This is a genomic window from Streptomyces sp. NPDC002896, assembly GCF_040295225.1.
GTDB lineage: Bacteria > Actinomycetota > Actinomycetes > Streptomycetales > Streptomycetaceae > Streptomyces.
This window is the reverse complement of the sequence record NZ_JBEOVA010000005.1, coordinates 202563-225162: the sequence shown is the minus strand read 5'-3', so window position 1 is coordinate 225162 and position 22600 is coordinate 202563. Positions and strand designations below refer to the sequence as shown.

The following is a 22600-nucleotide window of genomic DNA, read 5'->3' as shown; positions in this document are numbered from 1 at the left end:
CCGCGCTCTCTTCCCCGGCGGTCCCTGCGCGCAGACTACGCGAGGGGCGTCTGGCGCTCGACTGCCTGGCTGAGACTGTCCTCGATGCGGGCCAGGACGCGGATCATGGTTTCCTGTTCCTCCTCGTCCAGGCCGGCAGCGGCGCTGTCTTCGAGTTCCGCCCAGATCTGTTCGACTTCTTTGCGCAGGGCGAGGCTGGCGGCCGTGGGTTCGATGATGGTGGCGCGCTTGTCGGTTTCGCAGGGCCGCCGACGGACGAATCCCGCGTTCTCGAGCCGCTTGACCGTGCGGGTCATGGTGGCCGCGTCCGAGCCGAGCAGGCGCACGAGGTCGGTCTGACGCTGCGGGCCGAGGTCCCACAGCTGCATCATGACGAGCTCCTGCCCGGGGTGCAGTCCCACGCGGCGCAGGAGCTGTCCGGCGAGCATCCGGTGAAGGCGGGCCACGCGAAAGATCGCGTGGTTCATGGCCCCCGCCTGGACCGAGGGCGGCATCGGCGGTCGGGCCATGTCCGCAGCGGAGCCCCCGGACGGGGCGGCACCGGAATCCTTCGACACGTCCTCACACTCCTCGCGCTGTTCATTGCTCGAACAGGGACATTCTACTGCCGTCCCTCGGCCGACACCCCAGAGGCAAGTGCCAGTACGGAAGCACATTGGAGTGACGCAGATCACGCACGCTGGGGAATCAGTCGAGCCATTTACTTGTTCGGACAGGTAAATGCCACATCGCGTGGTGTCACACAACCGAACCGAACAGGAACCTGATCATGACTACACCCTTCGCCCCCTATGACCTCGGCGGCATCCGCCTCTCCAGCCGCATCGTGATGGCGCCCATGACCCGCAGCCGCGCCTACGGCCCCGGCCAGAGCCCCACCGACCTGATGGCGACCTACTACGCGCAGCGGGCAAGTGCCGGACTCATCGTCACCGAGGGCACGCAGCCGTCGGCGATCGGCCAGGGCTACCCCGACACACCCGGCATCCACTCCGCCGAGCAGATCGCCGCCTGGCGCAAGGTCACTGATGCCGTGCACGCCGAGGGCGGCAAGATCTTCCTGCAGCTGATGCACACCGGCCGGGTCGGTCACCCGAGCCTGATGGGTCTCACTCCGGTCGGTCCCTCCGCGGTCACGGCCAAGGGCCAGGTCTACACGCCCGAGGGGCTGCAGGACTTCGTCACGCCGCACGAGCTGAACGAGGCGGATATCACGGAGACCATCGCCGACTTCGCCACCGCGGCGCGCAACGCCGTCGAGGCAGGCTTCGACGGGGTGGAGCTGCACGGTGCCAACGGCTATCTGATCCACCAGTTCCTCGCGCCGAACTCCAACCAGCGCAGCGACGCCTGGGGCGGCAGCCCCGAGCGGCGGATCCGCTTCGCCGTCGAGACCGCGAAGGCCGTTGCCGACGCCATCGGCGGGGACAAGGTCGGCTTCCGGATCTCGCCCGGCAACCCCTACAACGACATCGACGAAAGCGACCGGACGGACGTGGAGGCGACCTACACCGCCCTCGTGGAGGCGCTCGCGCCGCTCGGCCTGGCCTACCTGCACCAGATGGAAGCCCCCGAGATCCGCGACCTGACCGTTCGGCTGCGCAAGGCATGGCCGAGCACCTTCGTCCTCAACCCCTTCACCGGCGCGGAGCCCACCGGCCCCGACGCGCTGACGCTCGTCGAGGACGGCACCGCCGACCTGATCGCCTACGGCGCTCTCTTCCTCGCCAACCCCGATCTGCCCACCCGCCTCGCCGCCGGCGGCCCCTTCAACACCCCCGACCGCGCCACCTCCTTCGGCGGCGACCACCGCGGCTACACCGACTACCCCACCCTCGGCTGACACGCCCCCGGTTCGGGTGCCCGCCGCGGCGGGCACCCGGCCACACCCCTCCCACTCTCCCTCACCTCACCGAAGGACCACGATGTTCATCGCCTACACGATCACTGCGGTCCTGCTCGCGGTGATACTGGCCGCCTCCGCCGCAGCCACACACCGTCGCAACCCTCAGGTAACCGCCTCCATGGCCGCCGTCGGCGTACCGGACAAGTACTTCTCCCAGGTACCGTCCGCCGACCTTCTGCGATGACGGTCGTACACCGTCTGCCACTTGCCGAACCGGTCGGCAGATCCCGCCCACGGGATACCTGTGCGCAGCCGGAACAGGACTCCATTGATCACCTTGCGGTGGCACTTCCACCGCCCGCCTCGCCCGCTGTTCCTCGGCAGGTGCGGCTCGCATCGGATAGGCCACCCCGTCCCACACGGCTGAGAACGAGCCAGGACGCATAACGTCAGCGACCCATCGGACAGGCCCTAGCCCTCCGGCCACAGCATCTCCGACCTCCCGTACAACCCTCACCGCCCCCACCCGTCTCCTGATCACTGAACGCCGTGCAAAGCCCAGGCAAACCTCGGGCAAACCCGGGCAGTTCGGGACCCCATCGACTGCGGGCGCCACGCCAGGCGCCCCGCATGCAGCAGGAGACTCCCCCATGCACAAGCACCTGCGACTCGCCCTCGCGTCGGCCACCGCTGCCGCGCTGACGGGCGGTCTGCTCATGGCCCTCCCGGCGACCGCCTCGGCCGCCCCCTCGGGCCTGGTCGGCGACTTCAACGGCGACGGCCGTCAGGACGTCGCCGCGGGCACCCCCTACGCCACTGCGGGCGGCAAGTGGGAGGCCGGGGCGGTGGCCGTCGCGTACGGTTCCGCCACCGGCATCGGCACCAAGAAGACCATCAGCCAGAACACCTCCGGCGTCCCCGGCTCGGCCGAGGAGTCCGACGGCTTCGGCCAGTCGACCGCGGTCGGCGACCTCAACAACGACGGCTACAGCGACCTCGCCGTCGGCGCCCCCTACGAGAAGGTCGGCGACGACACGAACGGCGGCACGGTCGTGATCGTCTGGGGGTCGGCGAGTGGTCTGTCGGGCGCCACGACGGTCAAGGACCCGGCCGTCTCGGGGCACGACCGCTGGGGCCAGGCCGTCGCCATCGCGGACTTCACCGGCGACGGCAAGGCGGATCTCGCCGTCGGCGCGTCCGGCACCACCCAGTGGATCATCAAGGGCGGGTTCACCAAGGCCGGCTCGACGGGCTCCAAGATCACGTACACCACCACCTGGACCGGCAGCACCGGCGTCCTGGACCTGACCGCCGGAAAGGTCAACGCCGACGCCAAGGCCGACCTGGTCGTCAGCGGCGAGAAGAAGCTCGGCTCCGAGCGCTACCTGGACCGCAACTTCCTCTATTACGGCACCACGTCCGCCCCCACCCAGAAGGCGGAGCTCCCGTACGGCAAGAACATCGCCGTCGGCGACCTCGACCAGGACGGGTACGGCGACATCGTCACCGGCGAGACCGAGGACGCCACCGAGGGCGACCTGGGCTCGACGGGCACGACCGCCATCTCGTACGGCACGTCCACCGGGGTGGAGGCCGCCGTGGAGCTGGCGGACGGCCCGTACGGCCGCCCGTCCATCGGCGACATCGACGGCAACGGCTTCCCGGACCTCGCCGTGGGAGCCCCCGTGAGCGACGCCGCGGCCGAGTACTCGGGCGCCGTCCTCGTCCACTACGGCACTGCGGACGGGCTCGGCTCCCCCGTGACGTTCACCCAGAACACCGAGGGCATTCCCGGCTCCGCCGAGACCAACGACTTCTTCGGCACGGCCACCCTGCTCAAGGACCTCACGGGCGACGGCTACGCGGACCTCGTCGTCGGCTCCGACGGCGAGAACGACGCCAACGGCATGCTCACCTTCGTCAAGGGCTCCGCCACCGGCATCACCACCGACGGCGCCGCGAACTACAGCCCGAGCGCGTTCTCCATGTCCACCGCGTACTACCCGCAGCTGGGCATGTTCCTGGTGGGCTGATCCTGCAGATGGCGTATGAGGGCGGCGAGCCCGGGACCGATGGTGGCTATCACGGTGCCGGGCTCGTCGCTTTCGCGGAGCCGCAGGGCTCCTTTGCAGGCGGCGACTTCGACGCAGTCAGAGGAGTCACCGCCGCCTGAGAAGGAGGACTTCTGCCAGACGGTGTCCTGTGCCATGTCGGGACCTTTCACATCTGCTGCACGAGGCGATGGATGAAGTCCCTCGACTCTACGGGGCTCAGTGCGACGTCCTCCACCATCCGGAACACCGCTCGATAGCGGTTCAGCTGCGCCTCTGCGTCCAGAAACGCCCCGCCGTGCGGTGTGTCCGCAAGGACCGTATCCAGCTGCGAAACAGGCCCGACCGCATACACCAAGGGCGTGTCGACCCCAGCGAAGCCGTCAACGTCGAATGGGACCACTCGTACGGTCACTTGAGGCCGATCTGACTGCTCCAGGACGTGCAGCAACTGGTCTCGGGCGACCTTGAAGTCGGCTGCCCGAATCCGCAGCGCGGCTTCATGCACTACGGCCTTGTAGCTGCGCTCACCAAGAACCTCCTGACGTCGCAACCGAAAACGAACCCGTACGTCAACCTCCTGCTCCGACAGCTTCGGCACCGTCGAGGTGAAGATGCCCCGCATCTGCTCCTCCGTCTGCAGCAGCGCCGGGATATGCACGCTCTGGAAGGTCCTCAACTCCGCTGCGTCAGATTCCAGTTCGGCGAGGTCCAAGTACCCCGACGGCACCAGCCCGCGGTACTCCTCCCACCAGCCGCGCCCGCGATCGTCAGCCATGGCCGCCAACGCTTCGATGAGTGCGGCATCGTCGCATGCGTACTGGCTGGCCAGGTACCGGACGCGTTCCGGACTCACTCCTGCCCGCGCGGACTCCACCGCGGAGATCCGGGTCTCGGCGAACCCCATGGCCCGGGCTGCCTCCCGGCCGGTCAGGCCGGCCCGCTCCCGGAGCTTGCGCAGCTCGACTCCGAGCCGCTCCTGGCGTGCCGTGATGATGCTTCGCGCTGGCATGTTCCTCTGCTTTCCGGCGAGTTGAGGTACGCGAGTATCCCAGCCCAGCTTGACGGGATTCAACTGAACCCCATACGGTCAGTGACGCGACGCACACGCTGCGGAACCGCCGGGACCCCGGAAGCGCACCGCCCCGCCCTGCCATGGCGGCCGCGACAGAGCCACCGCCCGACTCCGCCGCGCACCCAACCCCCTCCTCCCCACCGGAGTTCCGTATGCCCGAATGCGACGACGAACCCTGGGAGTACACCCTCTACATCCCCCACGACCCCCGCGCCGTGGCGATCGGCAGGCGTACCCTGCGCGACATCCTCACCACCCACCACCTCCCGGCCCTCCTCGAACCCGCCGAACTCCTCGCCTCCGAGCTGCTGAGCAACGCCATCCGCCATACGAAGGGCCCCGCCGCCCTCAAACTGAGGCGGTCCGGCGAGGCCCTGCGGCTGGGGGCGTGGGACTCGGACCCCACGCCGCCGGAGGCGTCCGTCGCGCCGCCGCCCGCCGCCGAGGCGGGCCGCGGGCTGCGGATCGTGCGGGCGTATGCGGACGACTGGGGCTGGTTCCAGATCAATCCGGGGTACGGCGGGGCCTCCGGCAAGTACGTCTGGTGTGAACTCGGGGCGACCCCCTCGTGAACTCCGTACAACCGCGACACAACCCCCCACCCCGCCCGGCAGTCACACAGGTGGAACCCCCGCATATCGCCAACGAGTTGGAGTCCGCCGTGCGCATACGGAGATACGCCCTGGCGGCCACCGTCGCCGCCGCGGCCACCACGGGACTGACCCTCACGCCGACGGCGCACGCCGCCGAACCCCCCACCGCCACCAGCGACTTCAACGGCGACGGGTACGCGGACCTCGCGGTCGGCGTACCCGCGGCGACCGTCGGCGGGCAGGCGAAGGCCGGGTACGTGAGCGTCGTGTGGGGCGGCGCGAACGGTCTCGGCGCCCACGGGAGCGTACGCGTCAGCCAGTCCACCGCCGGAGTACCGGGCGCCCCGGAGGCAGGGGACGGGTTCGGAGCCGCGGTGGCCGTCGCCGACGTGGACGGCGACGGGGACGCGGACCTGCTCGTCGGCGCCCCCGGCGAGGACCTCGCAGGAGTGGGCAGCAATGCGGGCTCGGCCACCCTCGTGCGCGGCTCGGCCACCGGCTTCGGCGGCGGTGTCACGGCCGCCAAGGGAACGGCCGCCTCCGCCGCGTACGGAAAGTCCCTGGCCGCGGGCGACTTCAACGGCGACGGAAAGACGGACGTGGCGGTCGGCGCGACGAACAAGGTCGCCCTGCGCCTGGGTCCGCTCACCACGGCCGGCTCCGCGAAGACCGTCATGACGGAGCCCATGGGCGGCCGCGCCCCCGTGCTGACCACCGGAGACTTCGACGAGGACGGCGCGACGGACCTGGGCATCGGCTACTACACGACCGGCGACCCGCACGTGCAGGCGCACGTCAACCTCTGGCACTGGTACGCGGAGGAGAAGGCCCTGATCCGCTTCTGGGGCACGGACAACGCCGCGGCCTCCGCCCTCGCCGTCGGCGACTTCAACGGCGACGGCCACGACGACCTGGCCCTCGGCAACTGCCGGGAGAACGCCGACGAGAACATCGACGACCCGTGCGGCCCCGAGTCCCTCGCGGCCGGCGGCGGCATACACATCCACTACGGCGACGGGACCACGCAGCTCTATGGGGGCCGGCAGACCCTCAACCAGGACACCGTCGGCGTGTACGGCAGGGCCGAGACCGGCGACGACTTCGGCGCCGCCCTCACCGTCGCGGACGTCAACGGCGACGGACGCGACGACCTGATCGCGGGCGCCCCGGGCGAGGCCATCGGCACCCGCGAGAAGGCCGGCGCCGCCACCCTGCTGCTGGGCCGCGCGCAGGGCATCGTCGACCCCTATGGCGAGGCGGTCTCCGTCGCGTACAACCAGAACACGCCCCGCGTGCCCGGTGCCGCGGAGCCCGGCGACACCTTCGGCGCGGCGCTCGCCACCGGCGACTACGACGGGGACGGCACACCCGACCTCGCCATCGGCTCGCCCGGCGAGAACTCCTCGTCGGGCGGCGTCTGGGTGCTGCCCCGCGCCGGCGTCGAGGGCTCCGTCGCCCTCACCCCGTCCCGGCTCGGCCTGCCGTCGCCGACGAGCGCCCTGGTGTACGGGGCGGTGCTGGGGCGGTAACCCGAAGACCGCCGGTAACCCGAAGTCCCTGAGGGAAGCCTTCCGCATCCCCGAGAGTTCCCCGAGGTTCCCCCCAGGACCCCCGTAAGGGATGTCACAGCTCGGCCGCAAAGCCCACCCCCTTGCCCCAGGCCGGGCACGTCACCCTTCGGGACCAGGTACGTTCGATTACGTGGCTGGATTCAGGATCGGACGCGGCCGGGACAACCGCACCTCCCAACAACAACCGCGGCAGCAGCAGGCGCCCGGACAGCACGCCCCGCACAGCGGCGGCGGGCAGGCACCGTACGGCTACCCGCCGCGCGGCCCGCAGGCGCAGCAGTACGGCGGGTCTCAGCAGGGCGGACCGCAGTACGGCGGACAGCAGTGGACCCAGGCGAACCGCGACGGCGGCCAGGGCGAGCCGGAGTACTTCGGCGACGGCGGCCACCAGCAGGGATACCAGCAGGGCCCCGACCCGTACGCGGCGAACAACCCCGGTCACACCCAGGCCTTCTCCGTCGGCGATGACCCCTACAGCCAGGGCGGGACGTACCGCGCAGGCCAGGCCACCGCCCCGCCCGTCGGCCCGCGCCTGCACTGGAAGGAGCTGCTCAGCGGCATCGTGCTGCGCCCGGGCCCGACCTTCCTGCAGATGCGCGACTACACGATGTGGGGCCCGGCCCTCATCGTCACGTTCCTCTACGGCCTGCTCGCGCTCTTCGGCTTCGACGGCGCCCGTGAGGACGCGATCAACGCCACTCTTTCGGCGGCGATCCCGTACGTCCTCTTCACCGGCATCGCCATCGTCATCAGCTTCTTCGTCCTCGGCGCGGTCACGCACACGCTCGCGCGCCAGCTCGGCGGCGACGGGGCGTGGCAGCCGACGGTCGGCCTGTCCATGCTGATCACGTCGCTCACGGACGCCCCGCGCCTGGTCGTCGCGCTGTTCCTCGGCGGCGACGAGTCGTTCGTCCAGGTCCTCGGCTGGGTGACGTGGATCGCGGCGGCCGCGCTGCTCACCTCGATGGTGTCGAAGTCGCACGACCTGCCGTGGCCGCGCGCCCTGGCCGCCTCCGCGATCCAGCTGATCGCGCTCCTGTCGCTGATCAAGCTCGGCACGTTCTGACGACGCCCAGGCGGCACGGCACCCCCGGCCCCGTCTCCGGCGGCACTATGCCGCCGGTGCCGGGGCCGGCTTGATGTTCTGGGTCGCGTGGAAGAGGTTGTGCGGGTCGTACGTCCGCTTGATCTCCGCCAGGCGGTCGTAGTGGTCGCGGTACGTGGCCTTCACGCGGTCCTCCGCCTCGCCCTCGCCGAGGAAGTTCACGTAGCCGCCGCCCATCGAGAACGGATGGATCGCGGTCTGGTAGTCGACGCACCACTGCTTGACGATCCCCGCGTTGGCCGGGTCGGGGTCGACGCCGGCGAAGACGCCGGACCAGCGGGCATGCCGGTACGCCCACGCCGTGTCCTCCGGGGCCACGCGGTGGGCCGCCCCGTCGATGGGATAGAGGTGCATCAGCGACAGGTCGGTGGGGATGCGCTCCGCGTACTCGGCGTGCACGTCGATGGCCTCGTCGGTGATCCGGTCGAAGAAGTCCCCGCGCCAGTACCACTGGTAGCCCGTGGGGATCAGCTCGTCGAACATCGTCTGCAGCGCGGGATACGGCATCGGCGCGGCGAAGTGGAAGGCGGGCGGGGCGGGCTCGGTCACCGGCGCGAAGGCCTCGTCCACGCGGCCCATGTCCCCCGTCCAGCACCACACGATGGCGGCCATCTTCCGGCCGTGGATCTCTTCCGGGAACGGCGGTGCGGGCGGCACGACGAGCGACGCGAAGAAGCCGTTCAGGTCCTCGGGCGCCTGCGGGATGAAGTCGCGGTACCACTCCAGCACCTCGCGGATGTGGTCGAGCGTCCACAGCGTCACCCCGGCGGCCACGGTGTGCACGGGGTGCATCTGGAACGTGAAGGACGTGACGACGCCGAAGTTCCCGCCGCCGCCGCGCAGCGCCCAGAAGAGGTCCGCGTGCTCCTTCTCGTTCGCGGTGACGAAGCTGCCGTCGGCCAGGACCACGTCCGCGGACAGCAGACTGTCCACCGTCAGGCCGTACTTGCGGGTGAGGTAGCCGTGCCCGCCGCCGAGGGTGAGGCCCCCGACGCCCGTCATCGAGATGATCCCGGACGGGATCGCCAGACCGAAGGCGTGGCCGGCATGATCGAGGTCGCCGAGCAGAGTGCCGCCGCCGACCTGGGCGGTCTTCGTCGCCGGGTCGACGCGCACCCAGCGCATCGGGGAGAGGTCGACGGTGACGCCGCCGTCCACCAGGCACAGCCCGGAGCCGCTGTGTCCGCCGCCGCGGACGGCGAGCTCGAGACCGTGGTCCCGTATGAAGTCGACCGCGTTCATGACGTCCGCGGCGTCCGAGCAGCGCACGATGGCCGCCGGCCGGCGGTCGATCATCGCGTTGTAGATCTTGCGGGCCCCGTCGTACTCCGGGTCCTGCGGGGAGACGACGGGACCGCGCAGTACGGTCCGCATCGCCTCCAGGGTCGTGTCGTCCAGGCTGGCCATGACGATCTCCTTGCGAGGCAAGGTACGGGTGCGGGTAAGGGTCCGCAGTGCGCGCCGGTGCCCGTCCCGTCCGGCACCTCGGTCCCGGCACCTCGCTCGGTCCCGGCACCTCATGGGCCGCAGAGCACAACCGACACCACAGGGCTGACCTCACCAGCGTCTCGCCGGACGGAAGGACCCGCAATCGACGGGAGGACTCGCGATCGCCGCCCTCGCGCGGCCCGGATCGCGAGCGCACCATGGGTTCATGGGCGGACGCGACGAAGAGGCACACGAGGTGCATGAGGCGCCGGAGGCCCACATCAGCGCCATACGGGCCGTCAGCGCACCGGCGCGCGTCGCCGAGCCCGCCGAGGGGATCAGCCACGAGGAACTCGCGCTCGCGGCCCGCAACCACGGTCTGCCGCTCGAGGCCCTCCGCTACGACCTCACCCCGCCCGGCCTGCACTACGTACTCGTCCACTACGACATCCCCGCCGCCGACGCCGACGACTGGACGCTCACCGTCCACGGCCGGGTACGCACCCCGCTGAGCCTCGACATGGCGGCCCTGCGCTCGTTCCCGGCCGTCACCCACCGGGTCACGATGGAGTGCGCGGGCAACGGCCGGGCCCGCCTCACACCGCGGCCCGTGAGCCAGCCCTGGCTCGTGGAGGCCGTCGGAACCGCCGACTGGACCGGAGTCCCCCTGCGGACGCTGCTCGCCGAGGCCGGCGTCGAGCTGAACGCCGTCGAGGCCGTCTTCACCGGAGCCGACCACGGAGTGGAACGCAGCGTCGAACAGGACTACCAGCGGAGCCTGCCCCTCGCGGACGCCACCGCCGACGACCCCGAGGTCCTGGTGGCCTACGAGATGAACGGCGCCCCGCTCCCCCCGCAGCACGGACACCCACTACGCCTCGTGGTCCCCGGCTGGTACGGCATGGCCCATGTGAAATGGCTGCGCGACATCGCCCTGACCAGCACCCACTTCACCGGATTCCAGCAGACGGTGGCCTACCGCTACCGCCAGTCGGCCGACGACCCCGGCGAGCCCGTCACCCGCATCGCCCCGCGGGCGCTGATGATCCCGCCGGGCTTCCCCGACTTCATGTCCCGCGCCCGCGTCGTACGCCCCGGGCCTGTCCGGCTGGAGGGCCGCGCCTGGTCGGGCCACGCCCCGGTCACGAGGGTCGAGGTGAGCACGGACGGCGGGCAGTCCTGGCAGGATGCGGAGCTGGCCTCGATGGCCGATCGCGACGGGCACGTGTGGGCCTGGCGGGGCTGGCGGACGACGTGGACGGCCACACCCGGCACCCATGTGCTCAGCGTCCGCGCGACCGACGCCGCGGGCCACTCCCAGCCCCTCGACCAGCCCTGGAACCGCGGCGGCTTCGGCAACAACCTCGTCCAGCGGATCGCCGTGCTGTGCCTGCCGCAAGGTGACTGAACCGGACGGCACCCCCTGGTATCCCCCGACATGCACAGTCCCCGCGGGCCGGGAAAACTGGGTTTCATGGCCACCAAGGCAGGCACATCAGGCAACGCAGCCAAAGCGGGCGGCGAGAGCAGGGCCGCCCTCGAGGGCGGCCCGGACGACCTGCGCGAGCGCGTCGTCCCCGTCACCGCCCCCGGGTCCGCATCCGCCGAACAGGACCTGAAGATCCCCCACCGCGGCGGATACGAGCACTACCGCGCCACATCACGGCAGAAGAAGACCCCGGAGGGGAAGCTGCCGGTCTACGAGTGGTGGGAGCGGACGGAGGTCGCCGAGTAGGACCGGCTCCACCGGAGGCGCGCCACGGCGGAGGGCCGCCGCGCGCCCGCCGTCAGGCGTCGAGAACCTGCCCACCGCGCCGCACGACCGGCGGCTGAACACTCCACGGGAAGTTGATCCAGTCGTCGGTCCGCTTCCACACGTACTCGCACTTCACGAGCGACTGCGACTTCTCGTAGATCACGGCGGAGCGCACCTCGGCCACGGTGTCGAGGCAGAAGTCGTGCACGAGCTTCAGGGTCTTGCCGGTGTCGGCGACGTCGTCGGCGATCAGCACCTTCTTGTCGGTGAAGTCGATCGCGTTGGGGACGGGCGCGAGCATGACCGGCATCTCGAGGGTGGTGCCGACGCCGGTGTAGAACTCCACGTTCACGAGGTGGATGTTCTTGCAGTCGAGCGCGTACGCGAGCCCGCCCGCCACGAAGACGCCGCCGCGCGCGATGGACAGCACGATGTCCGGCTCGTACCCGTCGTCGGCGATCGTCTGCGCCAGCTCGCGGACGGCGACGCCGAAGTCCTCGTATGTGAGGTTCTCGCGCTTCACGGGATCGCTCACAGCGCTCACACCTGGGTCCGATGGAAGTTGACGAACGAACGCGAGGCGGTGGGTCCGCGCTGCCCCTGGTAGCGGGAGCCGTAGCGCTCGGAGCCGTACGGGAACTCGGCGGGCGAGGTGAGCCGGAACATGCACAGCTGGCCGATCTTCATGCCCGGCCAGAGCTTGATCGGCAGCGTGGCGAGGTTCGACAGCTCGAGCGTCACATGGCCCGAGAAGCCGGGGTCGATGAAGCCGGCGGTCGAGTGCGTCACCAGTCCGAGCCGCCCGAGCGAGCTCTTGCCCTCCAGCCTGGAGGCCAGATCGTCGGGAAGCGTGATGACCTCGTACGTCGACGCGAGCACGAACTCGCCGGGGTGGAGGATGAACGGCTCGTCGCCGTCGGGCTCCACGAGGCGGGTCAGATCGGCCTGCTCGACGGAGGGGTCGATGTGGGGGTAGCGGTGGTTCTCGAACACCCGGAAATAGCGGTCGAGACGCACGTCGATGCTGGAGGGCTGCACCATCGATTCGTCGTACGGGTCGATGCGCACACGCCCCGCGTCGATCTCGGCCCGGATGTCCTTGTCTGAGAGAAGCACGTCCTGAGGATACGCAGAGCGTGCGGGCCCACCGAAATGCGGTCGCTGCGACACTGCGGCAGGCCCGCGCGCCCCGGACGTACGCTCGAACGTACGTGCGTGCCGCTACCGCTTCTCGAGCTCCACCGGGACGGCGTTCCTCAGCCGGGAACAACGCGGACACCGGATGAGCCTGCCGGGGCCGAGCCGGCCGGCCTGCTGCATCGGGAACGAAGAGGTGCTGAACACGTGCCCCTCGGCACAACGGACGACGGTGCGCTCCACCAAGACCTGGAGTCCTTCCCACGAGCCGCTGAATGACTGACGACGAGCGTCACATTACGGGATGAACAGGGCGGCTCCTTCAGCGGCACTCCGGCCACACCCGAGCCCTCTCGAACCCGCGACCCGGGCCCCACCGTACGCCCCAACTCACGCCAGCCGCAGCCAAGTCCGAGTCAAGTCCGCATCGCGTGCGAGCGGCGCCCGAGCCGCGCCCGAGCCGTGGCCGGCCGCCTGCAGAACGTGCCCGGTCACCGCCCGAGTCCGTCCGCGCCCGGAAAGCAGGCGGGCCCCCGGCGTCTCGGCATCGGGGGCCCCTCATGGGGTACAGTGTGCGACGGTAACGACACCGATCAGGTCGGCGTCTTACGCGGGTGTAGTTTAATGGTAGAACATCAGCTTCCCAAGCTGAGAGCGCGAGTTCGATTCTCGTCACCCGCTCCATGAAGAAGGCCCAGGTCAGAGACCCGGGCCTTTTTGCTGTCCGCCGTCATCACTCGTCGCGTGCCAGATTCGTGCCAGAAGGCTTGTCGGGTGCTCTCTTCGTGGCTGCGGCCCGAGCCTTCCGGACGGTGGTGTCGAGGCCGGCTGCGACCTCTTCCTGACGCTCGTCGTCGGAGTGCTGATAGATCAGCGCGGCTTTCTCGGAGGACTGCCCGGCTCGGACCATCGTGTCCTTGAGGGTGGCGCCGGAGCGAGTGGAGAGCGTGTGCCCGGTGTGCCGGAGCTCGTAGAACCGGAAGCCCTCCGGCATGCCGACGGCTTCCCGCGCCTTCCGCCACTTCCGCCAGAAGGTGCTGCGCCGGAAGGGAGCGCCCTTCTCGCCAACGAAGAGGAGCCCGTCCGGCTCCGGCTCGGCGAGGCGAACGCGAATCCGCAGGGTGTCGAGGTCGACGTCACGGCGACGCGAGTAAGCCTGTCAGGAAGTGAGGATGGAGATGCCGTCTCCTAGCAGCTTCAGCCCGAGGACGAAGAACAGGACTGCCATCACGGCGACATTGTGCTGAGCTGCCCAGTCTTTCCAGTTGCCGAGCGTGGTTTTGGCTCCCTCTCCTCCAAGTAGGAAGACTCCCAATGGGGCCAGCAGGCCGAGGGTGGCGATCAGGACGAAGATCGCCAGCGATGCGATCTGCTGCCCGACCGGCAGTCCGGCTGAGCCAATGGAGGCGGCCGCGGCGATGGTCAGCGGGGCGTTCTTGGCGTTGAGCGCGGCCAGGGCCAGTCCGAGTCCGAAGACCTTGACCGGCGTGAGGCGGTCTATCGCGCCCATCCACTTCGGCAGCTGGGCTTGCGAGGGGTCCTTTGGGCGTCGGTGCCATTGCCGGGCGCCGAAGACGACGAGGAGCACGCCCAGGGCGAGCTTGAGGGCTCCCACCCAGGTGGCCGGGTGCTTGTGGGCGGAGGCACCTGCGGGGGAAGCGATCGCCAGCATCACCGCGCCCAGTACCGCGAGTCCCAGGATCCAGCCCACGGTGAAGAGGACTCCGTTGAGACGTCCCCGAGGCGTGGCGAGTATGAGGATGATGGCGATGATGGGGAGCGGGCTGACCGCGACTGCGGCCGCGAAACCCAGTACGTCACCGAGAACTGCGCCCATGGTTGCCTCCGTGTGAGGTCAGGGTGGCGATCCAGTTGAGTAGGGCTTGGCGCGAGAGGGTGCCCCGACCGCCTCGGCGGCGCAACGGCTTGGTGTGCGATCGGCTGCGCCACTGTCTTCACGGCCGTGCGGAAGTGGCTGCCCGAGAATGGTGACGACGACGTACTCGGCACGTCCCACCGGTTCCATCTTCCTGCGCCTGGCCGGATCTGTCCTCGGGAGCTTCTCGGGACGCGAGGGATCAGGCTGGACCCCGCAGTGCCGGAGCTTCCCGGGAGTCCGTCCCAGGTGAGCGCATCGCCCAGGGCCGAAGATGCGAGGCAGCGCATCCGCAGTGAGGATTGATATGTGAGGGCGATGGCGCCTCATGTTCGGGCGCTTGGCGACCCTCGCACCGATCCGTGGCAGGAGAATCTCACGATGACTGCGACGACAGGTGCAGCCCAATCAGCTCACCCCGAGCGCCCGGGCAGGTCGGATGGGGTCTGCAGCGAGTTCACCGTCTTTACCAAGATCAAGCCGGGCGAGGTCGACGCACTGCGTGAGGATCTCGCCACGCTCTCCGCCGCGGCGGACGACGAACGCGTCCACGCAGCGGTGCGCCAGATCGGCACCCTGCATGATGCACGGCACGTGATCTTCGACAATGACACCCGGTTCATGTTCGCTAGCGTCTTCGACGGCTCCTGGGACACCTACATCGACGACTTCGCCCAGACGGTAGTCGGGGACCGCTTCGACAAGGTCTTCTCGCACAGCGAAGGGTTCCCCGGCGTCAAAGATCCGGGGGCGAAGGACTGGTTCGTCGCCCACCAGGAGCCCGCGGGGGTCTTCGTCAGCGCCTATCCCGACCTGACCGTTCAGCAGATCTACAAGGACCAGCGCGTGGATGACGCGTTCCAGGAGGTGCTGGACACCCCCGAATTCCGGACGGCGCTGGAGAACCCGGCCAACGCGGAGTTGGTGGCCACGCCGGCATTCCAGAAGCTGCTGGAGGAAGCCTCGGCCTAGAACCAGGACACAGCCAACCCTCGCAGCCCACCCACCATCGGTGGACCAAGTCGGTTGGTGCGAGTCGGCCATTGCAGGGCTGTCCAGGCAGAGACCGATGTGGAGGCACAACCGACCATGAACACACCGGACAGCAGCAGCGCGGCCGGCGTGAGCGTCGAGATCGACGACGTCCAGAGCGGGGCCCTGCGTCCGAGGCCCGTGCCGTACGAGGGAAAGTTCGTCTTCCTGCGCGTCGATGACCGCCATGCCGGGCGCGCCCTGCTGCGGCGGCTGCTCCCGGTGACCTCCGGTGGTCTGCCGGGCGCGGACCGGAGCCAGGATGCCTGGGTCGCTGTGGCGTTCACCTTTCAGGGGCTGAGGGCCCTGGGGGTGCCCCAGGAGTCGCTGGACAGCTTTCCGCGGGCGTTTCGTGAGGGCATGGCCGCTCGGGCGGAGCTGATCGGCGACGTGGGTGAGAGCGCTCCGGCCCACTGGGAGGCACCGTTCGGAACGGGCGATGTTCATATCGCGTTGAGCGCCCTGTCCTCCGATGAGGCGCAGCTGGACAAGGAGCTGGAGCGGGCCCGTGTCGCCTACGAGGACACGCCGGGTGTTCAGGTGATCTGGCAGCAGGAGGTCCACCAGCTCCCGACCGGGCGCACCACCTTCGGTTTCCGTGACGGCATCAGCCATCCGAACATCGAGGGCGTCGGGCTGCCCGGCTCCAACCCGCAGGAAGTCCCCATCAAGGCCGGCGAGTTCATCCTCGGCTACCCCGACGAAACCGGCAGCCTGCCGCCCATGCCCAGCCCCGAGCTGCTGGGGCGCAACGGGACCTACGCGGCCGTTCGTAAGATCCACACCAACGTGGCGGCCTGGCGCCGGTACCTGCGCGCGAACACCTCCAGCGCCGAGGAGGAGGCACTCCTGGCGGCGAAGATGGTCGGGCGCTGGCCGAGCGGGGCGCCGCTGACGCTGACGCCGGAGCACGATGATCCGGAGCTGGCGGCCGATCCGCACCGCGTCAACAACTTCCTGTACCGGGAGAACGACGACCGAGGGCTCCGGTGCCCCGCCGGTGCGCACATCCGGCGCACCAACCCCCGCGACGCCACCATCATCGGCGATGCACGGATGCACCGCCTCATCCGCCGCGGCACCACCTACGGCCCGCCGCTACCGGAGGGCGTGCTGGAAGACGACGGCGCCGACCGGGGCTTGGTCGGAGTCTTTCTCGGAGCCCATCTGGAACGGCAGTTTGAGTTCATCAAGGCCGAGTGGGTCAACGACGGCAACTTCATCGGCTATCCCGGCGAGAAGGACCCGGTGGCTGGGCATCACGGCGGAACCGGCAGCGTCACCATCCCCGAGAAGCCGGTCCGGCGTCGTCTGCAGAACCTGCCCAGCTTCGTGGTCACCCGCGGCGGTGAGTACTGCTTCGTGCCGGGTCTGCGTGCCCTGCGCTGGCTCGCCGAACTGGAGGACTGACGGCAGTTCCTGCCCTGAGGTCCCACCACGGTCTCCGAGGAGAGGTCGCAGTCATGGCAGCACAGTTCGTCCGCTACACGCCTGACGTCGAAGACGATGACCCGAACTTCGACCGCAACCTGCAGACGGTGATCGAGAAGACCGAGAACTACATCGCCGAGTCAGTCAAGGCCGGTGGCACGGGACGGGCCCTCCGCGACGCCCATGCCAAGGGCTACGGGCTGGTCCGAGGGCAGGTGGAGATCCTGGACGGGCTGCCCCCCGAGTACGCCCAAGGAATCTACGCAACCCCGGGAACCCACGATGCACTCATCCGCTTTTCCAACGGCTCGCCTCACGCCGGAGCAGACGCACGACTGGGCGCCGCCACCGGACTGGCGCTGAAGATCTTCAACATCCCCGGCCCGACCCTGCTGGAAGACGAACCGGACACGGGCACCTTCGACTACGCCAACATCAACGGACCGATCTTCTTCTGCAACACAGTCGAGCACTACCTGTTCATCCAGGAATTGTTCCTGAACGCGCCGGCCTACTTCTCCCAGGGCCGACCCGGCGCGCATCGTTTCTTCACCGAGTTCGTGACCGGAAAGGGAACGCTGGACCAGGACAACTGGGCATGGGACGAGTTCCTGGCCTTCCTGCGCCTATCCAAGATCCCGCCGGTCAACGTACTGCTGTCGAGCTACTGGACGATGGGCGCGGTCCGACACGGGGAGTACATCGCCAAGGTGCGCATCACCCCCGACCCGGACTCCGCCGCCGCGGTGGTCCGGCGCACCATCGACCCGGCCTCGGCAGCGGAGGTCTTCCGACCGGCCCTGCAAGCCGAGTTGCAGGAGCGGCCCTACGCCTTCGACATCCAGGTTCAGCTCTGCACCGACCTGGAGCGGATGCCGGTGGAGGACACCACCGTGGAGTGGCCCGAGCAGCTCTCGCCGTCCGTCACCGTGGCGAAGCTGCGGCTGCCACAGCAGGACATCTCCAGCCCGGAAAACCTGGAGAAGATGGACTCACTGTCCTTCACGCCCTGGCGGGTCACCGCCGAGCACGCGCCCCTGGGCAACATCATGCGGGCCCGCAAGGAGGTCTACCGGCGATCCTCCATCGAGCGCCACAAGCTCAACCAGCAGCCGCGCACAGAGCCGCGCAGCGCCGACGAGGTACTTGGCCCGGCCCAATGAGGCCGACTGATGTAACGGCAAGCGCCCACCCCGATCACAATCCCTCCTGTACAGCAGGGAAGTACAGCAACCTCCATAACCGCAGCCGACCATCAACACCCGCAACGACCGCCAGATCAGACCTCAGTGACCATCCAGCCAATAGTTCGGGACGAAGAGGTCCGTGCCAGGCCCGTGCCAGATCGTGCGGGGAGCCAGGGGGAACAGGGGGGAACCAGCCGACCGCCTACCGGGCACCGACACCGCTCCGCCGCAGGTCAGCTGAGCTCCCGCCATCAGAGAACCCAAGCTTCCCAAGCTGAGAGCGCGAGTTCGATTCTCGTCACCCGCTCCACGGAGAAGGCCCAGGTCAGAGACCGGGGCCTTTTTGCTGTTCGTGGTGATCAGTCGCCGCGTACGTGGTGAATACGTCGGCCCGGCGGTCGTCGCCGCGTAGACCTACAGCGGAGCGGGCGCCCTCTCATCGAGGGCGCGCGCTCCGGTGTGCGAGTCAGGCCGGTGCCTTGACCGCCGAGCCCGCCTGGGCCGGCTTCCGCACCACGCGGCGGCGCCGGGTCGGCATCCCGGCCGTCGGGTTGGCGACGCCCCAGGCCGCGCTCTTGCAGATCAGCTCCTTGTAGACGGCGGCGAGCCGTCCTGTCAGAGCCGCCCGGACGGCGCGGTCGTCGGCGGTGACGAACTGGATCAGGCCTTCCCTGCGGCCCAGCGAGATGCACTGTTGGAAGTAGCGGAGCGGCGCGTTCGGGAGCTTCCCGCCGGTCAGGCGCGCCGCGATGGCGTCGGCGGCCTGCCACGCGGTGGGCACGCCCGAGGCGCACGACATCCGCAGCGGCTTGTCGCCGGGGCCCATCACCATGGCCGCGTCGCCGATGGCGTACACGTCCGGGTGCGAGACCGAGCTCATGGTCCCGTCGACCACGATCTGGCCGGTGTCGTTGACCTCCAGGGTGGTGGCCTTCGCGATCGGGTGGACGGCGAAGCCGGCGGTCCACACGGTGACCGCGGCCGGGATGGACGTGCCGTCGGCGGTGGCGATGCGGTCGGCCTCGACGCCGGTGACGGCGGCGTGCTCGTGCACGGTGATGCCGAGCTTGCCGAAGACCTCCCGCAGGTGCCGGCGACCCTTGGGCGAGAGCCAGTCGCCGAGACCGCCGCGGGCGGCGAGGGCGACGTCGAGGTCCGGGCGGGCCTCGGCGATCTCGGTCGCGGCCTCCAGGCCGGTGAGGCCGCCGCCGACCACGACCACGGGCTGTCCGGCGTCCAGGCGGGCCAGGCGCTCGCTCAGCCGGAGCGCTCCGAAGCGACTGGCGATCTCGTGGGCGTGCTCGGCGGTGCCGGGGACGCCCTGGTCGTTCCAGCCGCTGCCGAGGGCGTACACGAGGGTGTCGTACTCCAGCTCCTCGGCGCCGTCCGCGTGGATGACTGCGACAGTCTTGCGGTGGACGTCTACGCCGGTGACCTTCGCGAGCTTCAGTTCGACGCCGGTGCCCGCGAACATCTCGCTGAAGGGCCGGGGCTTGAGGTCCTGGCCGACCGCGAGCTGGTGCATCCGGACGCGCTCGACGAAGTCGGGCTCGGCGTTGACGAGGGTGATGGCGACGTCTTCCCGGTGCAGCCGCTTGGCGAGGCGCCCGGCGGCGATGGCTCCGGTGTAGCCGGCTCCGAGGACGATGATGCGGTGCTGCATTTCTCGCTCCTGTCTTCAGCGGATTCCGGCCCTTGAACCGGGCGGCCCGCCGTTTCCTGACAGGAACGCGCTGTGATGCACGTCACATCGGAGTCAGAAGGCGTTGAGCAGGGGTTCGTCGTGGTCGGCGGCCGCCCATCGCCGGGTCGCGCGTTCGAGCTTGTCGGGGTTGACCTGGTTGCGGAACGCAGCGATGCCCTCGGCGGTGACCTCCAGGCACATGACGCCGACGACCCGGCCGTCGACGACCGCCACGATGGCGGGGTCGCCGTTGGCGGTCGTGACGTAGACCTCGGGCGAGCCGCCGACCAGGTCGCGCTTGGCCTTGCTGGGCTTGAACAGGCCCCGCATGAACTTCGCGACGGCGAGGGCGCCCTCGAACGCCTTGGCGCGGGCCGGGACCTTCCCGCCTCCGTCGCCGATCGAGATGGCGTCCTGGGTGAGCAGCCGCACGAGTGGCTCGGTCCGGCCGCTGGTGGCGGCCGCGAGGAACTCGTCGACGATCCGCCGGGCGGCGGCCTCGTCGATCTCGGTGCGGGCCTTGCCTTCCGCGACGTGCTTCTTGGCGCGGTGGAAGATCTGCTGGCTGGCGGCCTCGGTGATGTCGAGGATCTCGGCGATCTCCCGGTGCGGGTAGTCGAAGGCCTCCCGCAGCACGTACACCGCCCGCTCGTTCGGGGAGAGGCGCTCCAGTAGGGCGAGGACCGCGTACGAGACCGATTCGCGCTGTTCGGCGGTGTCGGCCGGGCCGAGCAGCGGGTCCCCGGCGAGCAGCGGCTCGGGGAGCCACTGGCCCACATAGGTCTCGCGCCGCGCGCGGGCCGAAGTGAGCTGGTTGAGGCACAGGTTGGTGAGAACCTTCGTCAGCCAGGCCTCGGGGACCTCGATGTGGTCGACGTCGGCGGCCTGCCAGCGCAGGAACGTCTCCTGTGCGGCGTCCTCGGCCTCGCTCGCGGAGCCGAGGAGGCGGTAGGCGATGGCCTCCAGGCGGGGCCTTGATGCCTCGAACCGGTCCACGTCGCTCATGGTCATGGCCATGGCCCGGATCCTAGCTCTCGCGGCGCGCGACGGCCGCTGCATTGCGGCCCTGTGATGCTCGACCGCCGCGCTGCTGGCGGGCATCCAGGGAGCGTGACCATCATGATGTCCACGGGCGACTCGGCCCACCTCAAGGCGGCGCTCGACACCGGGATCGAGCATCTGCGCGCGGCGGGAGGGAAGTCGGCACAGACCCCGGTACGGACCTGACGGCCTCGGGCCGTCGCCATGGCCGGCGGGCGGTGCCGCCGGCCGGGTCAGTGGGCCGCCGCGGGCGCGGTCTTCTTGCAGCCGCGTACCGCGCCCGGCGCCGCCGCCCATCGGATCTGCCCCTACTCCAAGGCCATTCGCGGCAACATCCCGGTCACCGTCAACGCCACCGCTGCTTGATGGGATCTGCCGGCTCGTGGAGTTCAGCGGCCCAGGGTCGGTTCTTGTCCGGTCAGTCGGCCCCCCGCCCCTTCTTGAAGCGGGCTGCGGCCTCCGCGAGATCCACGATCGGGGCGGGGTAGTCCAGGCCCGCACGGGTGGCTTCGTCGAGGTGTGGGACACGGTGGACCGTCGTGGCCTCGAGGTGCCGGAGCTCGGGGAGCCAGCGGCGTACGTACTCCCCGTGGGGATCGAACCGGCGTGCCTGGACGAGGGGGTTGAGGATCCGGTTCGGGCGGGTGTCGGTGCCGGTCCCGGCCACCCACTGCCAGTTGAGCTGGTTGTTCGCGATGTCACCGTCCACGAGGAGGTCCAGGAAGTGGCGGGCTCCCACCCGCCAGTCCACGTACAGCGTCTTGGCGAGAAAGCTTGCCGCGAGCAGGCGGGCCCGGCCCGGCATCCAGCCCTCGTGGCGGAGCTGTCGCAGGGCCGCGTCGACGACGGGGTAGCCCGTGCGGCCGTCCTGCCAGGCTTCGATCTCCTTCGTGGCGCGGCGCCAGCGGTCGTGCCGGGGGCGGTAGTCGTGGTCGGCCGCGTCGGGGCGGGCCGCCAGGACCTGGTGGTGGAAGTCCCGCCAGGCGAGTTGGCGGACGAAGGCATGCGCCCCGGGGTTGTCCTGTGCACGAGCCCGGTGCAGCAGTTCGGTAGGTGAGAGGCAGCCGAAGTGCAGGTAGGGGGAGAGCCGGGAGGTCGCGTCGGCGGCCAGGTCGTCGCGCTGGTCGTCGTATGCGGACAGCGGGCCGGACAGCCATGACCGCAGCCTGCGGCGGGCCTCGGATTCACCGCCGGCGGGCAGGCCCGGCGACGTGGGGCCCGACGCGAGGGACTCCGTGCGAGGAAGGTCGGCCGAGCCTACGTCCGGTACCTGTACGGCGTCCGGTGCCGGCAGGACGCCGCGTACGGAGAAGCTCTCCCATCGGCGGAAGTACGGGGTGAAGACCGCGAAGTGGTCCTTGCCCGCCGGTGTCAGCGCCCCCGGCGGTACGGCCGTCAACGAGGCGTCGTGGACGCGTAGTTCGCGTCGGTCGCCGGCCAGCTCCGCGCGCAGCCGGTCCTCGCGCCGTGCCGCGTAACGGCTCACGCCGGCCGCGACGTGGACCGTCGCAGCCCCGGTCTCCGCCGCCACCCGGCAGGTCTCCTCGACCACGTCGCCGACGCGCACCACCAGTCGGCCGCCCCGAGCCCGCAGGGCCGCGTCGAGGTCGGCCAGGCTGTCGGCGAGGAACGCCGCGCGGTTGGGTACGACGAAGCCGGTGCGGCGGATGCCGGTGTCGACGACGAAAAGCGGGACCACGCGTTCCGCATCCCTCAGAGCAGCCTGGAGGACCGGGTTGTCGTGCACCCGTAGGTCCGCGGTGAAGAGGGCGACGGAGACGCGCACG

21 protein-coding genes, 1 tRNA gene and 2 pseudogenes are annotated in these 22600 nt (G+C 69.9%); 12 read left to right on the top strand and 12 right to left on the bottom strand.

The window, feature by feature from the left end; all coding sequences use genetic code 11:
• Positions 1-35: 35 nt before the first annotated feature.
• Complete coding sequence (locus ABT009_RS10505) at positions 36-494, bottom strand: MarR family winged helix-turn-helix transcriptional regulator (RefSeq protein WP_502989853.1); 459 nt, start codon at positions 492-494, stop codon at positions 36-38.
• Positions 495-769: 275 nt separating this feature from the next.
• Between ABT009_RS10505 and ABT009_RS10500 the strand changes: the two genes are divergently transcribed.
• Both ABT009_RS10500 and ABT009_RS10495 read left to right on the top strand, forming a co-directional pair.
• On the top strand, positions 770-1843 hold the full coding sequence (locus tag ABT009_RS10500; RefSeq protein ID WP_351291718.1) for an alkene reductase: 1074 nt from the start codon (positions 770-772) through the stop codon (positions 1841-1843).
• A gap of 82 nt (positions 1844-1925) precedes the next feature.
• Complete coding sequence (locus tag ABT009_RS10495; RefSeq protein WP_351291716.1) at positions 1926-2090, top strand: hypothetical protein; 165 nt, start codon at positions 1926-1928, stop codon at positions 2088-2090.
• On the opposite strand, the pseudogene ABT009_RS10490 reads toward ABT009_RS10495, so the two are convergent.
• Positions 2048-2248, bottom strand: a pseudogene (locus tag ABT009_RS10490) (transposase); the annotation flags it as partial. The gene ABT009_RS10495 and the pseudogene ABT009_RS10490 overlap by 43 nt on opposite strands.
• A gap of 248 nt (positions 2249-2496) precedes the next feature.
• Here ABT009_RS10490 and ABT009_RS10485 point away from each other — a divergent pair.
• Positions 2497-3879, top strand: a complete 1383-nt coding sequence (locus ABT009_RS10485) for an FG-GAP-like repeat-containing protein (RefSeq protein ID WP_351291714.1) — start codon at positions 2497-2499, stop codon at positions 3877-3879.
• Here ABT009_RS10485 and ABT009_RS10480 read toward each other — a convergent pair.
• Together ABT009_RS10480 and ABT009_RS10475 are read right to left on the bottom strand one after the other, a co-directional pair.
• Entirely contained in the window at positions 3846-4055 is a 210-nt protein-coding gene (locus ABT009_RS10480) for a DUF397 domain-containing protein (protein ID WP_351291712.1), read from the bottom strand. The two genes, ABT009_RS10485 and ABT009_RS10480, sit on opposite strands and share 34 nt — an antisense overlap.
• Positions 4056-4066: 11 nt before the next feature.
• Positions 4067-4972, bottom strand: coding sequence for a helix-turn-helix domain-containing protein (locus ABT009_RS10475; protein ID WP_351291710.1), 906 nt, complete (start codon positions 4970-4972; stop codon positions 4067-4069).
• A 152-nt stretch (positions 4973-5124) separates the two neighbouring features.
• Here ABT009_RS10475 and ABT009_RS10470 point away from each other — a divergent pair, with 152 nt between their 5' ends.
• From ABT009_RS10470 to ABT009_RS10460, 3 genes are all read left to right on the top strand, one after another.
• The gene (locus ABT009_RS10470; protein ID WP_351291708.1) at positions 5125-5544 is read left to right on the top strand and encodes an ATP-binding protein; all 420 of its coding nucleotides are present in this window, start codon (positions 5125-5127) and stop codon (positions 5542-5544) included.
• Between the two features lie 50 nt (positions 5545-5594).
• On the top strand, positions 5595-7094 hold the full coding sequence (locus tag ABT009_RS10465) for an FG-GAP-like repeat-containing protein (RefSeq protein ID WP_351291706.1): 1500 nt from the start codon (positions 5595-5597) through the stop codon (positions 7092-7094).
• A gap of 91 nt (positions 7095-7185) precedes the next feature.
• The gene (locus ABT009_RS10460) at positions 7186-8202 is read left to right on the top strand and encodes a Yip1 family protein (RefSeq protein WP_351291704.1); all 1017 of its coding nucleotides are present in this window, start codon (positions 7186-7188) and stop codon (positions 8200-8202) included.
• A 45-nt stretch (positions 8203-8247) separates the two neighbouring features.
• On the opposite strand, the gene ABT009_RS10455 is transcribed toward ABT009_RS10460, so the two are convergent.
• The gene (locus tag ABT009_RS10455; protein ID WP_502989852.1) at positions 8248-9639 is read right to left on the bottom strand and encodes an FAD-binding oxidoreductase; all 1392 of its coding nucleotides are present in this window, start codon (positions 9637-9639) and stop codon (positions 8248-8250) included.
• A gap of 256 nt (positions 9640-9895) precedes the next feature.
• On the opposite strand from ABT009_RS10455, the gene ABT009_RS10450 reads away from it, so the two are divergent.
• Complete coding sequence (locus ABT009_RS10450; RefSeq protein ID WP_351291700.1) at positions 9896-11077, top strand: sulfite oxidase; 1182 nt, start codon at positions 9896-9898, stop codon at positions 11075-11077.
• 66 nt (positions 11078-11143) lie between these two features.
• Positions 11144-11404 (top strand): DUF5988 family protein, encoded by a 261-nt coding sequence (locus ABT009_RS10445; protein WP_351291699.1) that lies wholly within the window; start codon positions 11144-11146, stop codon positions 11402-11404.
• A gap of 52 nt (positions 11405-11456) precedes the next feature.
• Here the strand turns inward: ABT009_RS10445 and ABT009_RS10440 are convergent, their stop codons facing one another.
• Positions 11457-11960: a phosphoribosyltransferase gene (locus ABT009_RS10440; protein ID WP_351291697.1), complete on the bottom strand. Its 504-nt coding sequence runs from the start codon at positions 11958-11960 to the stop codon at positions 11457-11459.
• Between the two features lie 5 nt (positions 11961-11965).
• A complete protein-coding gene (dcd, locus tag ABT009_RS10435) occupies positions 11966-12541 on the bottom strand; it encodes a dCTP deaminase (RefSeq protein WP_351291695.1) in 576 nt (191 codons plus the stop codon).
• A gap of 631 nt (positions 12542-13172) precedes the next feature.
• Here dcd and ABT009_RS10430 point away from each other — a divergent pair.
• A tRNA-Gly gene (locus tag ABT009_RS10430) sits at positions 13173-13246 on the top strand.
• Between the two features lie 49 nt (positions 13247-13295).
• Here the strand turns inward: ABT009_RS10430 and ABT009_RS10425 are convergent.
• Positions 13296-13721: pseudogene (locus ABT009_RS10425) on the bottom strand (tyrosine-type recombinase/integrase); the annotation flags it as partial.
• The gene (locus ABT009_RS10420) at positions 13722-14399 is read right to left on the bottom strand and encodes a GAP family protein (protein WP_351291693.1); all 678 of its coding nucleotides are present in this window, start codon (positions 14397-14399) and stop codon (positions 13722-13724) included.
• Between the two features lie 420 nt (positions 14400-14819).
• Here ABT009_RS10420 and ABT009_RS10415 point away from each other — a divergent pair, with 420 nt between their 5' ends.
• The 3 genes from ABT009_RS10415 (at position 14820) to ABT009_RS10405 (ending at position 18064) form a co-directional block, all read left to right on the top strand.
• Positions 14820-15410 (top strand): hypothetical protein, encoded by a 591-nt coding sequence (locus ABT009_RS10415; protein ID WP_351291692.1) that lies wholly within the window; start codon positions 14820-14822, stop codon positions 15408-15410.
• Positions 15411-15527: 117 nt separating this feature from the next.
• On the top strand, positions 15528-16880 hold the full coding sequence (locus ABT009_RS10410) for a Dyp-type peroxidase (RefSeq protein WP_351291690.1): 1353 nt from the start codon (positions 15528-15530) through the stop codon (positions 16878-16880).
• 53 nt (positions 16881-16933) lie between these two features.
• Positions 16934-18064, top strand: coding sequence for a catalase family protein (locus ABT009_RS10405; protein WP_351291688.1), 1131 nt, complete (start codon positions 16934-16936; stop codon positions 18062-18064).
• Between the two features lie 490 nt (positions 18065-18554).
• On the opposite strand, the gene ABT009_RS10400 is transcribed toward ABT009_RS10405, so the two are convergent.
• From ABT009_RS10400 to ABT009_RS10390, 3 genes are all read right to left on the bottom strand, one after another.
• Positions 18555-19751 (bottom strand): NAD(P)/FAD-dependent oxidoreductase, encoded by a 1197-nt coding sequence (locus ABT009_RS10400; protein WP_351291686.1) that lies wholly within the window; start codon positions 19749-19751, stop codon positions 18555-18557.
• A gap of 93 nt (positions 19752-19844) precedes the next feature.
• A complete protein-coding gene (gene sigJ / locus ABT009_RS10395) occupies positions 19845-20789 on the bottom strand; it encodes an RNA polymerase sigma factor SigJ (protein ID WP_351291684.1) in 945 nt (314 codons plus the stop codon).
• A 442-nt stretch (positions 20790-21231) separates the two neighbouring features.
• Entirely contained in the window at positions 21232-22599 is a 1368-nt protein-coding gene (locus tag ABT009_RS10390; protein WP_351291682.1) for a cryptochrome/photolyase family protein, read from the bottom strand.
• Position 22600 lies beyond the last annotated feature (1 nt).